This window comes from Aeromonas sp. S19(2024) (genome assembly GCF_041402625.1).
GTDB lineage: Bacteria > Pseudomonadota > Gammaproteobacteria > Enterobacterales > Aeromonadaceae > Aeromonas > Aeromonas caviae.
Genome location: NZ_JBGLQU010000003.1, coordinates 202066 through 215345 on the forward strand (window position 1 = coordinate 202066; position 13280 = coordinate 215345).

The window sequence follows — 13280 nt, forward strand, 5'->3', positions numbered from 1 at the left end:
CGCTCATTTAGTTGGGCTAAATTCCACTCCTTGGCCAAACGTTAGACATAGGAATAAAAATGCGAACCGACCACGTCCTTAAAGAAAAAGCAACAAAACGGGCGATCTGCGCCCCAATTCTTCAAATACCCCCGTTTTATATCGCCGCATGCTTGTCTTGCGCTGCCTGATTTTCTGCTGACTCACGATCAACAGCTTTGTTTTTCCCTATAAGGAGAGCAGAAAGGCCGTTCCTCACTCATACCTTGCCGCTTCCCAGGCGTGTATCGCCTGTTTGCGGGTCTCGCCCCAGTGATAGCCGCCGAGTTTGCCGTTTTGCTGAATGACTCTGTGGCAGGGGATCATCAAGGCGACGGGGTTGGCGCCCACCGCCAGCCCCACGGCGCGGGCGGCCTTGGGGTTGCCGACGGCGCTTGCCACCTGGGCGTAGCTCACCACTTTGGCGGGCGGGATCGCGAGCAGCGCCCGCCAGACGCTGATCTGAAAGTTGGTGCCGCTCACGTGCAAGGAGAGGGGGCGATCCGGCGCCTTGCTGCCATCGAACATGGTGTGGATGACCCCCTGGGTGCGTGATGGCGCTTCTCGCAGTTCTGCCTCAGGCCAACGCTGGGCGAGGGCACTCAGCGGCGTTTGTGGGGCCTGGTCATCGAGAAACGAGAAGTTGCACACCCCCCGCGGGGTCAGGGCGACGAACGCCTGGCCGAAGGGGGTGTCGTGCACCCCGTGATCGATCACCAGCCCGGCCCCGCGCTGCTTGTATTCGCCCGGCGTCACCGCCTCGAGCTGCACGAAGTGATCATAGAGCCGCGAGCCGCTGCTAAGGCCCAGGGTATCGGCCACCTCCAGCAGCGGGCGCGACTCCTGCAACAGCGCCTTGGCCCGCTCCAGGGTCAGCACCTGCAAATAGCGCTTGGGCGTCACCCCGGCCCAGCGGCTGAACAGCCGCTGGAAGTGAAAGGGGCTCAAGTGAACATGCGCCGCTATCTCGTCCAGGGTGGGCTGGCGCGCCACCTGGCTTGCGATAAAACGGATGGCATCGGCGATGCGGGCGTAATCAGACATAAGGCGCTCTCACGATAGGTTTGCAGCTGCAGGATCTTGGGTGCGACAAGGTCATGTGCGACAAATAGATACCCCACCATCGGCCAGCAGAGCAATGCCGGTGGTAAAGCTGGATGCATCGGACGCGAGATAAAGGGCCGAGCGGGCAATCTCCTCCGGTTGGGCCAGCCGTTTGAGGGCATGCATATGCTGCACAAAGGCGAGACTCTCCGGTGTATCGGTAAAGGCCCGCCCCATGGGGGTGTCGGTGCCCCCCGGCAGCAGGGCGTTGACCCGCACCCCTTGTGCCCCATATTCGGCGGCCAGCACCTGGGTCAGGCCGATGAGGCCTGCTTTGCTCGCAGCATAGGCCGCCATGCCGGGCAGCCCCAGGGTATGGCCGACGAAGGTGGAGGTAAAGATAAGCGAGCCGCCCCCGCGCGCCTGCATGGCGGGGATCTGGTACTTGGCCCCCACAAAGGCGCTGGTGAGGTTGGTATCCAGGGTCTCCTGCCACTGCGCCAGTTCAAGCCCCGGCACGCTGCCCGGTGTCCCCGTGGTGCCGGCGTTGTTGAAGGCGATATCGAGTCCGCCGAAACGGGTCAGCGCGAGATCCACCAGGGCGCGGGCATAGGTTTCGCTTTTCACATCCCCCGCCAGGCTCACCGCCTGGCCCCCCTCGTGGCGGATCTCCTCCACCAGCAGATCCAGCTCGGGCTGGCGGCGGGCGCCGACGACGACGCTGGCCCCCTCCCTTGCAAACAGGATGGCGCTGGCGCGACCGATACCGGAGCTGGCGCCGGTGATGATGGCGACCTTGTTGGACAGTAATGACATGGCAGTTCCCTCGCGAGATGTGCATGGCGCCAGGTGGCGACGCTCATGCAGGGTTGGCAGACAAGTGGATGGGTTCAACCCCCTCCTGGTTCAAACCTCCTTTGGTTCAACCCTCCTTTGGTTCAAAGCTTTGGGGGGGCGAAAGCACTGTTGGTTTGAAAGCACTATGGCGGCGAACCTTTGTCACGACGACCCGGATCTTGCTCATTTGTGCCATCGGCGATGGCTCATCACGGCATCAGGAGATATCAGCGTTTTTTGAAGGGAGTGGGAAGGAAGTGGGAAGGGAGCGGGGCTGTGGCGCCGCTTTCCCAGGTGGTGGTGACCTGGGTTTGCAAGGGCAGGGCATGGAAAACAGTGCCACCGGTGTCGGCAGCACTGACGCAAAGCCTGGTGGGATAACGCTCTTTTAGGGGTTATCAGGCCAGGGCGGGGCTGGTTGTGGCGGCGCAGGGCAGGGCGGCCAACTGTGCAAGGTGCTCGCCCAGGGAGACCCCGGCGCCGGTGGCGTTGACCGTCTCGAAGTAGTCGTGCCAGCCCGATGCGGCTATCCCCTGGACGAGGGCATCGATGGCTGCGGCATCCGGCCCGCGCCAGATGGCGAAGAAGGGGTGGGGCGTACCATGGAGGGTGGCAGCATCGGTCTCGCCCAGGGCGATGGGCTCCACCCCGAGGGCGGCGAGGTTGGCCATGCCTGTGCCAATGGCCTCGAAGAACTGCTGACGAGCCGTCTGGCTCAATGCCAGCCAGGCGGGAGTGGGGGTGTAGAGCTCTGCCAGATAGTGGGTCATAGGGGTTCCTTTGGGAGTTGGCCTTTGCGCAAGGTGCGCAAGGCGCGTTGACAAATCCGGGTTGTCGCGGGGCAGGGGCTTTCGCGAGACCAGCGCGTGCAGAGGTCAGTGACCCACTGTGGCCTGTCTTTGCTCGCATCGTTCAGCCAGTTGGCGACGGAGTCCTGCACATAGGGGGCGGGATCGGCCTTGAGGGGCTCAAGCAGCATCAGGGCCTGCTCCGGCGCTTGTCGCAGGGACGCAAGATGGGTACACCAGACGCCGCGGGGCCGGGTCGCTTCGCTGGCAAAGCGTCGCAGCCGCTCGGACGGCTCCGCCGTCCAGGGCTCCAGGGCGGCAATGGCCGCCTCGAGCTGCGCGGTAATGGTCGAGCGCATTGCGAGCCAGGCCCACTCGCGCACCCCAAAGTGCGGGTCATCGGCGAGGGGGCGAATGAGGGCCAGGCGGTCGCTGAGCGACAGCCCCTCGCTCGCGCCCACCATGAAACAGGCCCAGCCCCGCACGGTATCGGAGGGATGACGGCTGAGCGCCGCAAGATCCCTCGTGCCGCTCTCGGTCAGGAGCAGCCTGGCGGCCAGCGCCATGCGCCGGGTAATGCCCTCCCCGGATGCGGCGTGCATCGATGCCAGCGCCTGGGGCCCGAGTGAAGGCAGGGTGCACTGCATCAGGGCGGCAAAATCCACCGCCAGGCATTCGGTCAGGTTGCTTGCCTCAGCCTCTCCCCGGTTGAGCTGGGCGAGGCGTGAGGGGGCGATATCCGTGATGCGGCTGCGTGTCATGGGTGCTCCTCTGTGGCGGCCTCAGTGCAGCCTGCCCGGGATGAGATGACGTTGAGCCAGGCCCGCTTGAGCAGGGCGCTCAGGGTCTCTCGCTCTGCCTGATCGAACCCGGCAAACAGGGAGCCTATCCACTGGCTGTGCTCATCGAGCAGGTGCTGCGCCAGGGCCTGGCCCTGCTCTGTCAGGCGCACCGAGATCTTTCGCCTGTCCTGGCTGTCGCTGTGGCGAGCCAACAGGCCGTCCCGTTGCAGCCCGTCGAGCAGGCCGGTGATGGTGGCCCGTGTGACCCCCGCCTTGTCGGCAAGCTCGTGGGGAGCCAACCCTTCTGGCAGGTCGCGCAGCAAAAACAGCAGCACGAACTTGCCTTCGGAGAGGCGGTGAGGGGCCAGGCGCGCCGCGCACGCCTGATCGATGGCAGCGGCGAGGGTCAACACCTCAAAGCAGACGCGCATGTTTTGGGTGTCCGCGTGTCCGCGGCGCTCTGCATCCTCGAGCAGGGCGAGGTGTTTCTGTTCCAGCGTGATCATGATGGTGAGTCTCGAATGACTTTGTATGGCGCCATACTATATGGCGCCAATCAAATGTTCAACCACCCAAGCGCGCGACCGGAATGGTCCATGGCAACGGGGAGCGGGAGTGTGGCGATGGGGGGCCTTTGCAAGAGCAGGCGTTGCAAGAAAATCGGCCATCTTTGGCCGTCATTCCCTATAATGCCCCTCCTTTGTGGTCTGGGGGGAGTGTCCCGCAGTGAGCCACCGCAAGCCCGAATGTTGATAGAGACGATCCCATGCATACCCTGGAACAGCTTCGCGCAGGCGAACTCTGCGGCGCCCGCCACCTCAAACTTGCTGAAAACCTCGCGGTGTTCCCTCCCGAGATCCTGAGCCTCAAGGAGACCCTGGAGGTGCTGGATCTCACCGGCAACCAGCTGAGCGAGTTGCCTGACGCGCTGGCCGAATGCAAGAAGCTGCGCATCCTCTTCTGCTCCGAGAACAACTTCACCGAACTGCCCGAGGTGCTGGGGCGCTGCCCTGCGCTCACCATGGTGGGCTTCAAGGCCAACCGCATCGCGACCGTCCCGGCCGCCTCCCTGCCCGCCAGATTGCGCTGGTTGATCCTGACCGACAACGAGATAGAGACACTGCCCGGAGAATTGGGGCGCTGCATTGATCTGCAAAAGCTGATGCTCTCGGGCAACCGGCTACATGAGCTCCCCGAGACGCTTGCCGGTTGCCACCGTCTGGAGCTTTTGCGCATCGCCGCCAACCGGCTCGAGGCGCTTCCAGAGTGGCTGCCCTCGATGCCGCGTCTGACCTGGCTGGCCTTTGCGGGCAACCCTTTCTGTGATGAGCAGGCGTGTTTGAACGGCACATCGGAGTTCACTACCGAGATTATCTGGCAGGCGCTCTCACTGGGGGATGTGCTCGGGGAGGGAGCATCCGGCGTCATCTATCGCGCCGAGTGGGCGAGGGCCGAAGGGCCCGGGGCGGTGGCGGTCAAGCTCTTCAAGGGGGCCGTCACCAGCGATGGCTTGCCCCTGAGCGAGATGACTGCGTCCCTGGCCGCCGGTCGTCATCCAAACCTGGTCGGTGTGATGGGGAGAGTGAGCGATCATCCCTCCGGTATCCCGGCACTGGTGATGCCCCTGATAGACCCCGCCTTCGCCACCCTGGCGGGGCCCCCGAGCCTGGACTCCTGCACCCGGGATGTCTATGGGGTGGATCTGAACTTCACCCCGGCCCAGATGATGGCCATGGTGCAGGGGGTGGCTGCGGCCGCCCGGCACCTGCACGAGCGGGGCATCCTCCATGGCGATCTCTACGCGCACAACCTGCTGTACTCCTTGCAGCCCGCGATGCCTCACTCGTCGCAGGAGGCGCCGGGCCGGGTGCTGCTCGGTGACTTTGGTGCCGCCTCCTGTTACGACCGCGCCGATGACGTGCTGGCCGGGCGGCTCGAGCGCCTGGAAGTGCGGGCCTTTGGCTGCCTGCTGGCCGAGCTGCTGGCGCGCTGTAATGGGGGCGATGCCGACCTTGACCCCCTTCATCGACTGGCCGGGGAGTGCGGCTTTGAGGTGCCTTCCCGGCGGCCCACCTTCGCGCAGATCCTGACCCGGCTGGCTGCGATGGCGACAAGCCTGCCTGGGGTCGTGGCCTGAGGCCTGCCCATCGTGGGCGTTCTCGTGCACAGGGGCGGGATCATGGGGCTTGCGCCACTTCGGTGAAGTTGTGATAGTGATGCACCATTGCAGATGACGAGAGGAAGATGATGGAAGCGGCATTTTGGCACCAGAAGTGGAAAGAAAACCGGATTGGCTTTCATCAGGCAGATTTCAACCGCTGGCTGCAATCCTGGTGGTCGGCCCAGCAAGGGAGCGACCCCGTGCTGGTGCCCCTTTGCGGCAAGTCCCGGGACATGCTCTGGCTGCGTGAACAGGGGCATCCGGTGGATGGCTTCGAGCTCTCCGAGCTCGCCATCACCCAGTTTTTTGACGAGAACAACCTGAGTGCAGAGAGAAGCGAGGTGGGTCCCTATCAGTGCCACCAGCACGAGGATCTGCGCATCTATCAGGGGGACTTCTTCGCCGCCCCGGAGCTCGGGCAGCGTTATCGCCTGGTCTATGACAGGGCGGCCCTCATCGCCTTGCCGGGCGCCATGCGCCGCCAGTATGCCGCCCTGATGAGCCGCCTGGTGGAGGCGGGGGGGCAGGTGTTGCTGGTGACCCTCGAATATCAGCCCGAGCAGCAGCAACAGCCGCCGTTCTCGGTAGGGGAGATGGAGGTGCGCACCCTGTTTGAGCGCGACTTTGGTGTCGAGGTGCTGGGGCGTGGCGCCGAGCTGGATCACCCCAGGGTGCTTTCGGGGCAGCTCTCCTATTTCGACGAGGTGGCTTACCGGCTGATCCGCCGGGGCTGAGAGGGCGCGAGGCCGCTGCCAACGAGGGAAGTGGCGCTTTTTTTACCTCCTTTGACATAGATCAACGTGGAAAATCAGGGAAATGCCTAAGATGAGGCTGTTTCTCAATCACTGCTGGTGCCGACCGATGAGCTCTGGTTTGAACGCCGGTCGAACATCAACCCAGTGTCTGATTTTCACGCTCATGTTCACTTTTGGCGGCTCTGGTCGCAATTGATTATGGTTTTTCCAGCCGACCCCACGGGGTCGGCTTTTTATTGCCTGCGCGTTGCCAACAGGGGAGGTCAACCTTCGAAGGTGGCGGCGTTGAGCCGAAATGCCCTGGGATCGTCGACAAACTGGCCGGTGATCCGCTCGTCGTGCTCGTGGCCCAGGCCATAGCTGCAGAGGATGAGGCGATCCGAGGTACGGGATCTCAGCTGGGTGATGAAGCGCACCAGATCGGCACGGCTGAGCTTGCCCACCTCCTCGCGTACCCGTTCGCGCTGATCAAAACCCAGATCCTTGTTGCCGATGCTGACCCAGAGCCGCTGGCCGCGGCTGCGCAGGTTGGCATCCCGCTCGCTGAGCTGGGCCTGCAACCCCGCCTTGCTCTCCTGCCACTGCTGCTCGGTGAACTCCAGCATGGCCAGCGGGAAGAGATCGATGAACTCCTCCACCGCATCCAGCAGGATCTGCGGCCCCGCCACCGGCGACTGGATATAGAAGATGAGACCGGGATGGCGGTTGAGGGGCAGGTTGCCGGCTCCCACCACGTAACCGAGCTGCTGGCGGGTGCGCAGCTCGTGGAAGAAGGTGGATGACATGATGTGGTTGGCCAGGGTGAAGCAGGCGAGATCCCGGGCCCGGGTGGTGCGCGACTGGTAGTAGACCAGCAGCGCCGAGTCCTCGTGATCGCACCCCTGCTCGCGAATGAGGGTGCCTCTGTCCTGGATGGAGATGAGGGGGCGGCGGGTCTCGGCGCTGGGCTGGCTGTTGGCACCGAGGTGGCGCTCCAGCAGGGCCGCGAGTTCGAGGGCCTCGGCGGCCGTCCAGTCTCCATGTACCAGGGCCTCCAGATGCACCCTGGCAAAGAGCTCGGAGACGAAGCCGGGCATCTCCCCGAGTTCGACGGTGCGCAGGTGGCGCAACAGCTGCTCGAACGGCGGGTTGTTGGGTTGCAGCAAACTGGTGAGCTGGTTGAACAACTGGGAGATGGGGCGGGTCTTGGACTGGTTCTCCCAGTTGCGGATAAGCTGCTCCTTGATCTCGCTAAAGCGGGCTGGATCCGGATACCCCAGGGTGCGGTTGCCGAGGATCATGTCGAGCAGCAGCGGTTGCTTGTCGGCAAAACCGCTGAGGTTGATGGTAAAGCCCCCCTGATGGGCATAAATCTGGTAGCCAAGGCCCGCGAGCTCCGCCGGGTAGGTGAGGGCGTTGAGGTGATCCGTGAGCAGTTCCACGGCCAGACGCGCCATGGCGATGTGACGCGGGCTCTTGACCGCATGTTCGCTGTCGACGGAGATGTAAAGGCTGCCCTTGGGCACGCTGAACTGATGCTCGTGCAGGTGCCAGAGCCGGAAACCGGGCCTGTCGATGAGGCAGGACGGCATGTCGGCGGGCAGCGTCGGCAGACGGGCGTCGAGGCGGTTGCTGATGAAGGGGTTGGGCGCCGGCAGGTGCAAGGCGGGATCCGGCTCGCTCTGCTGCCAGCGGATCTTCTCGGCCTCGCTGATGATCTGGACGCTGTAGGGTGTCTGGTACCAGCGGGCGAGGCGATCCGTGCTCACTTCCGGGGCCTGGATGGTCACTCGCAGATTGTGGGGGGTCAGCTTGGCGAGGAAGCGCCGGATCAGCGGCTCATCGAACTCGCGCATCATGTAATCGCCGTAGAGCAGATCGTCCGGCCCGTAGCTGAACAGGTTGAGCACGAGGCCGGAGACGGTGTCGAGGGCCCGGCCCCGCTCCTGGAAGCGGAAGGCGGACTCCAGCACGCTGCGCTTCTCCTCATAGCGCCAGGCCTGCACCCCGCCCCGCTCGATGAGCTTCAGATAGCCAAACAGGGCGGCGATGATCTCGTCCACATGCTCAAGCCCAAGGGGGGTGAGGCCAAAGCTCACGCCAAAGTCCTTGAAGTTGGCGCCGCTGATGCCGCCGCCGGCGGCGAGCTGATTGACCCAGCCTCGCCCCTTGAGCAGAGAGAGCAGGCTGCCTTCCCCCTCATAGCCGATGAGGTGGCTCAGGAAGGTGAGGGGTTTTTTGTCGTAATACTCATCCACGCACGGCAGCGGGAAGGTCAGCGCCAGCTTGCGGGTCTCCTTGACCGGGGTCAGCTGGATGCGAATGCCGAGATCATCGAGCCGGTAGAGAGGATGGCTCAGTACCGGAGGCCCGAGGTGGCGATCCGGAATGGCACCAAAGAAGCGATCACACCAGGCTAGCTGGGTCTCGATGGGTGCCGGTGAAAGCATGACCAGCGCCATGCGATCCGCACTGTAGTGGGTTTCGTAGAACGCAATGAGGTCCGAGCGCAGATCTCGGCCGGGGAGATCCGCCAGGGTGTCGAGGTTGCCCACCGAGAATTTGGAGAAGGGGTGGTCCGGATTGACCGTCTCCTTGTGCACCTGATAGCTGCGGCGCACGTCGTCCTGCAGCTTGAGGCGGTACTCGGAGTCCACCGCGTTGCGCTCCTTGTCGACCCACTCCGGTGCAAAGGTGGGGCAGATGAAGAACTGGGAGAACCGGTCGAGCCCCGCCTCGAAGAAGCCGTTGTCGATGTCGAAGAAGAAGTTGGTGAACTCGGTACCGGTCCAGGCGTTGTTGCTGCCACCGTGGCGGCTCATGAATTGCTGGTATTCACCGGGTTTGGGGTAGGTGCGGGTACCGAGAAACAGCATATGCTCGAGGAAATGGGCCATGCCCTGGCGATCCGCAGGATCGTCGAAGTGGCCAGTATTCACCGCCAGGGAGGCGGCGGATTTGTCGGTCTCGGGATCACAGATCAGCAAGACCCTGAGCCGGTTTGCCAGCTCCAGATAGTGATACCGCCGATGGTCATTGGGACTGGCATATGGGCTCATTGGGGAGGGGCTCGCGGTGAATTTATTTGAATTTAAACATGATTATCGACCCCGCTATCTTGCGAGGCAAACCCTTTTCTGAGAGGTGGCGCAATTGTTTCCCCCGGCATGGCGGGGTAAGATCCCCCCGCTATTTAAACAGGCCCCCTGGGCGAGGTTGTAATGAAAATCTACATCATGCGTCATGGCCAGGCTGGCATGAACGCAAAGACTGATGAACAGCGTCCACTGACCGAGCAAGGCATCGAAGAGTCCATCCACATGGCGGGCTGGCTGGCTCCCCAATTGGCAGGCTCCCTGAACCTGGTGATCCACAGCAACTACCTGCGTGCCAGACAGACTTGGCAGGCCATCGCCCCCGTGTTGCCCAAGGCCCTCAAGGTCGAGGAGAGCGGCGACATCACCCCCTACGGGGATCCGGCTTTCGTGGCGAGCTACCTCACTGCGCTGGCGGCGGAGCATGACAACATCCTGATGGTCAGCCACCTGCCGCTGGTGGGGTATCTGGTCCAGAGTCTCTGCCCGGTGGCAGGGGCCCCCATGTTCGCGACGTCCGGGCTGGCCTGCATCGAATGGCAAGATGGCAAAGGAGTCTTGCTCTGGCTGGAAGGACCGCATACAATACGGTAAAAGTTAATAATAAGTTACAGTTTGGTTTTTTGGAGAAGAGAGAGTCGAATTTTCCGGTTTTTTATATAAATTTAACGGAATTATTTCGCATAAGCTGCTGTCATACGGATACAACTTCAAGAGGTTGCAAACGATGAGAGTGTTCAAGAAGTACCTGCCACTGATGGTGGCAAAACATGTCAAAACCTTCTTCAAGGGGCGGATTTACATCCACGGCAGGGGGCGCTTCGATTTCCAGTCGGGCTTGCTGATGATGCCATTGCAAGCCGACATTCCCCATCGCCAGACGGTGCTCGAGGTCAATGAACTGATTTCAAGGCTCCACATGGATGCCGCCTGAGGCGCCTCAGGCTGACCTTGGTCCCCCTCATGCCCGCCCCTGTGCGGGCATGATTGTTGATGGCGCCTGGGCGCGGCGCCAACCGTTCGCGTCATGGCGCTTCTTCCTGCGTTGGCAGGCTTGCTTATCCTGATTGCCTCTCTATACTCGCGCGCAATACCCGCCTTTTTATTCTGGATATCGCAATGCCCCTTGCCTTCCTGTTTCCCTTCTCCTGCATGGCCATCTGGGCCGGCAATGGCATCGTCAGCAAGCTGGCGGTCGGGGTGTTGTCTCCTGCGGCGCTCGCCTGGTCGCGCTGGATGGTGGCGGCCCTGGTGCTGACCCCGTTTCTGGCTCACCGGGCCTGGCGCGAGCGCCGCAAGCTGCGGGCCGGTTTCTCGAAGCTGGCGGTGCTGGCCCTGCTCGGCATGGTCTTGAACCAGACCTTTGGCTATTACGCGGCCCAGACCCTGGGGGCCACCGAGATTGGCCTGATGATGGGGCTGACCCCCTTGATGACAGTGCTGCTCAGCATCTGGTTGCTGCGCGAGCGGCCCACCTGGGGGGCGCTGCTGGGAGGCGCCATCTCCATTCTGGGGCTGGCGATTTTGCTGGGGCAGGGGGATCCGGCCCGGCTGCTGACCCAGGGCATCCATATCGGTTCCGTTTACATGCTGCTCTCGGCGGCCACCTATGCGCTCTACAGCGTGCTGCTCAAGCGCTGGGATCTGGGGCTGGACAACTGGTCCATGCTCTACGGTCAGGTGCTGTGCAGCCTCCTGTTCCTCACCCCCTTCTATCTGCTGGTGGACGGGCACTGGCCCGATGGCAGCGCCCTCTGGCTCATCCTCTATGCGGGGATCCCGACCTCGGCCCTCTCGCCCTGGCTCTGGATGCAGGGCATTGCCCTGCTCGGGGCGAGCCGCACCGCTATCTTCATGAACCTGTTGCCGGTGATGACGGCCGCCCTTGCCATCAGCTGGCTCGGGGAGCGGCTCACCAGCTATCACCTCATCGGTGGCGGCATGACCCTGATGGGGGTGTTGCTGGCGCAGTTGCTGGTGAGGCCCGTGACGGTGCGAAGACGCGCCCGGCTCGCGGTGGCGGGTTGTCAGGAGAAGTAGGATAAAAAAGAAGTAGGATAAAAAAAGACCGCCCTCGAGGCGGTCTTTTTGGTTCGGTGCCCAGCGTCACTGCGCCGTCAGATAGAGATCCTTGGCATAGACCAGGTCTTGCGGGTTCTGGTAGGGGTAGCCCTTGACGTTGGGTTTGAGCAGCCGTGATTTCACGTAGAAGTAGACAGGCGCGATGGGGGCCTCCTCGTCGATCAGCACCTCGGCCTGCTGATAGAGGCGGTTGCGCTCGGCGGGGTCCTTGGCGTCATGGGCCTTGGCCAGGAGGGCGTCGTACTCCTTATTGAACCACTTGCCGCTGTTGGCGCTGCTGCTGGAGGTCATGATGTCGAGGAAGGTGGAGGCATCGTTGTAGTCTCCGTTCCAGGAGTAGCGGCTCACCCCGAAGTCACCCTCGTTCAGGGCCGACACCATGGTCTTCCACTCCATGTTGTTGAGCTCCGCCTTGACCCCCAGGTTGTGCTTCCACATGGAGGAGATGGCGAGCGCTATCTTCTTGTGCCCCTCGTTGGTGTTGTAGAGGATGTCCACCGTCAGCGGCTTGTCCGGGCCGTAACCCGCCTCGCCGAGCAGCGCCTTGGCCTGCTTGATGCGCTCTTCCTTGCTCATCAGCTCGCTGGCGGGGCGTTTGAGCTCGAAGCCGTCCACGCTCGGCGGGGTCAGGCTGAAGGCGGAGAGCTGCCCCTGTCCCAGGATCTTCTCCGTGATGGTGTCCCGGTCGATGGCAAGAGAGAGTGCCTTGCGCACCCTGACGTCGTCAAAGGGTTTGCGCTGGGTGTTGAACACGTAGTAGTAGGTGGCGAGCATGGGGGCGCTCACCAGCTCCTCCGGGCTCTGGCGCTTGATCTGCTGATACTGCTCCAGGGGATAGGTAGTGTAGTGCAGCTCGCTCGCACGATAGCGGTTGTAGGCCGCGGTATCGGAGACGATCTCCAGATAGATCACCTTGTTCAGCACGGTGTGCTCGTTGTCCCAGTAGTGGGGGTTGCGCTCGGCGATGAGGCGCTCGTTCGGGGTCCACTCCTTGAGGGCGAAGGCGCCGTTGGAGACGATGTTGGCCGGTTTGACCCACTCATGACCGAACTTCTCGATGGTGGCCTTGGGCGCCGGGAAGGTGGTGTAGTGGGAGAGGGTCTTGAGGAAGAAGGGGACCGGGTTTTTCAGGGTGATCTGCAGGGTGTAGTCATCGAGCGCCTTGATCCCCAGGGCATCCGGGCTTTGCTTGCCCTGCACCACGTCGCTGGCATTGGCGACGCCGGTCAGCTCGATGAACCAGGCGTAGTTGGAGGCGTTCTTGGGGTCCGCCGCCCGCTGCCAGCCATAGACGTAGTCCGCCGCCGTCACCGGCTCGCCGTTGGACCATTTGGCATCGGGTCTGAGCTTGAATGTGTAGACGGTGCCCGTGGCATCGAGCTCGTAGCCAAGGGCGCCCGCCGCCTGCAGCTTGCCGTTGCCATCCAGGGTATAGAGCCCCTCGAACAGATCGTTGACGACGTCGCTGCCCGCGCTCTCTTCCACCATCTGGGGATCGATGGAGGCAGGCTCGGTGCCGATGTTGCGCACGAACACTTGCTGGGCGGCTGGCAGAAGCTGGGTGCCTTCAGGCACCTGGGCGGCGAGGACGGGGAGGGTGAGCAGAGCGGCAACCGCCCCGGCGATAAGCGACTTTTTCATTGAATATCCTTATGTTTTTTTGCTTCCAAAGCGCAGCCAGTGTGCGGGATTGGGGGGCAGATCTCAAGAGGGGCGCCTCTGGCGCAACATTGCCGGGC

At 62.9% G+C, this 13280-nt stretch carries 12 protein-coding genes; 5 read left to right on the forward strand and 7 right to left on the reverse strand.

The features are described from left to right. Positions 1-234 precede the first annotated feature (234 nt). From ACB037_RS08325 to ACB037_RS08345, 5 genes are all read right to left on the reverse strand, one after another. Complete coding sequence (locus tag ACB037_RS08325) at positions 235-1062, reverse strand: bifunctional transcriptional activator/DNA repair enzyme AdaA (protein WP_202042541.1); 828 nt, start codon at positions 1060-1062, stop codon at positions 235-237. A gap of 51 nt (positions 1063-1113) precedes the next feature. After that, complete coding sequence (locus ACB037_RS08330; RefSeq protein ID WP_201926875.1) at positions 1114-1878, reverse strand: SDR family oxidoreductase; 765 nt, start codon at positions 1876-1878, stop codon at positions 1114-1116. A gap of 419 nt (positions 1879-2297) precedes the next feature. Then, positions 2298-2669, reverse strand: a complete 372-nt coding sequence (locus ACB037_RS08335; protein WP_371175180.1) for a DUF6616 family protein — start codon at positions 2667-2669, stop codon at positions 2298-2300. Continuing rightward, positions 2666-3448, reverse strand: a complete 783-nt coding sequence (locus ACB037_RS08340; protein WP_371175181.1) for a HEAT repeat domain-containing protein — start codon at positions 3446-3448, stop codon at positions 2666-2668. The genes ACB037_RS08335 and ACB037_RS08340 overlap by 4 nt, the downstream gene beginning before the upstream one ends. Next, positions 3445-3975, reverse strand: a complete 531-nt coding sequence (locus tag ACB037_RS08345; RefSeq protein WP_052814499.1) for a MarR family winged helix-turn-helix transcriptional regulator — start codon at positions 3973-3975, stop codon at positions 3445-3447. The genes ACB037_RS08340 and ACB037_RS08345 overlap by 4 nt, the downstream gene beginning before the upstream one ends. 260 nt (positions 3976-4235) lie before the next feature. Between ACB037_RS08345 and ACB037_RS08350 the strand changes: the two genes are divergently transcribed. Both ACB037_RS08350 and ACB037_RS08355 read left to right on the forward strand, forming a co-directional pair. Further along, positions 4236-5606 carry a leucine-rich repeat-containing protein kinase family protein gene (locus tag ACB037_RS08350; RefSeq protein WP_371175182.1) on the forward strand — a complete coding sequence of 457 codons (1371 nt, stop codon included), beginning with the start codon at positions 4236-4238 and terminating at the stop codon, positions 5604-5606. 110 nt (positions 5607-5716) lie between these two features. Then, complete coding sequence (locus ACB037_RS08355; protein ID WP_219604750.1) at positions 5717-6364, forward strand: thiopurine S-methyltransferase; 648 nt, start codon at positions 5717-5719, stop codon at positions 6362-6364. Between the two features lie 284 nt (positions 6365-6648). On the opposite strand, the gene ACB037_RS08360 is transcribed toward ACB037_RS08355, so the two are convergent. Beyond that, complete coding sequence (locus ACB037_RS08360) at positions 6649-9423, reverse strand: insulinase family protein (protein WP_371175183.1); 2775 nt, start codon at positions 9421-9423, stop codon at positions 6649-6651. A gap of 162 nt (positions 9424-9585) precedes the next feature. Between ACB037_RS08360 and sixA the strand changes: the two genes are divergently transcribed. From sixA to ACB037_RS08375, 3 genes are all read left to right on the forward strand, one after another. Continuing rightward, positions 9586-10053, forward strand: coding sequence for a phosphohistidine phosphatase SixA (gene sixA / locus ACB037_RS08365; protein ID WP_371175184.1), 468 nt, complete (start codon positions 9586-9588; stop codon positions 10051-10053). Positions 10054-10186: 133 nt separating this feature from the next. Continuing rightward, positions 10187-10393 carry a DUF1107 domain-containing protein gene (locus ACB037_RS08370; RefSeq protein ID WP_005324080.1) on the forward strand — a complete coding sequence of 69 codons (207 nt, stop codon included), beginning with the start codon at positions 10187-10189 and terminating at the stop codon, positions 10391-10393. Positions 10394-10578: 185 nt separating this feature from the next. After that, positions 10579-11499, forward strand: coding sequence for a DMT family transporter (locus tag ACB037_RS08375; protein ID WP_039039040.1), 921 nt, complete (start codon positions 10579-10581; stop codon positions 11497-11499). A gap of 66 nt (positions 11500-11565) precedes the next feature. Here the strand turns inward: ACB037_RS08375 and ACB037_RS08380 are convergent, their stop codons facing one another. Next, complete coding sequence (locus ACB037_RS08380) at positions 11566-13182, reverse strand: peptide ABC transporter substrate-binding protein (RefSeq protein WP_010674562.1); 1617 nt, start codon at positions 13180-13182, stop codon at positions 11566-11568. Positions 13183-13280 lie beyond the last annotated feature (98 nt).

What these genes read in the sequence shown, in the direction of transcription:
- ACB037_RS08345 (WP_052814499.1), bottom strand. Translation starts at nt 3,975, where the DNA reads ATGATCACGCTGGAACAGAAACACCTCGCCCTGCTCGAGGATGCAGAG.
- ACB037_RS08335 (WP_371175180.1), bottom strand. Translation starts at nt 2,669, where the DNA reads ATGACCCACTATCTGGCAGAGCTCTACACCCCCACTCCCGCCTGGCTG.
- ACB037_RS08340 (WP_371175181.1), bottom strand. Translation starts at nt 3,448, where the DNA reads ATGACACGCAGCCGCATCACGGATATCGCCCCCTCACGCCTCGCCCAG.
- ACB037_RS08325 (WP_202042541.1), bottom strand. Translation starts at nt 1,062, where the DNA reads ATGTCTGATTACGCCCGCATCGCCGATGCCATCCGTTTTATCGCAAGC.
- ACB037_RS08380 (WP_010674562.1), bottom strand. Translation starts at nt 13,182, where the DNA reads ATGAAAAAGTCGCTTATCGCCGGGGCGGTTGCCGCTCTGCTCACCCTC.
- ACB037_RS08330 (WP_201926875.1), bottom strand. Translation starts at nt 1,878, where the DNA reads ATGTCATTACTGTCCAACAAGGTCGCCATCATCACCGGCGCCAGCTCC.
- ACB037_RS08375 (WP_039039040.1), top strand. Translation starts at nt 10,579, where the DNA reads ATGCCCCTTGCCTTCCTGTTTCCCTTCTCCTGCATGGCCATCTGGGCC.
- sixA (WP_371175184.1), top strand. Translation starts at nt 9,586, where the DNA reads ATGAAAATCTACATCATGCGTCATGGCCAGGCTGGCATGAACGCAAAG.
- ACB037_RS08355 (WP_219604750.1), top strand. Translation starts at nt 5,717, where the DNA reads ATGGAAGCGGCATTTTGGCACCAGAAGTGGAAAGAAAACCGGATTGGC.
- ACB037_RS08350 (WP_371175182.1), top strand. Translation starts at nt 4,236, where the DNA reads ATGCATACCCTGGAACAGCTTCGCGCAGGCGAACTCTGCGGCGCCCGC.
- ACB037_RS08360 (WP_371175183.1), bottom strand. Translation starts at nt 9,423, where the DNA reads ATGAGCCCATATGCCAGTCCCAATGACCATCGGCGGTATCACTATCTG.
- ACB037_RS08370 (WP_005324080.1), top strand. Translation starts at nt 10,187, where the DNA reads ATGAGAGTGTTCAAGAAGTACCTGCCACTGATGGTGGCAAAACATGTC.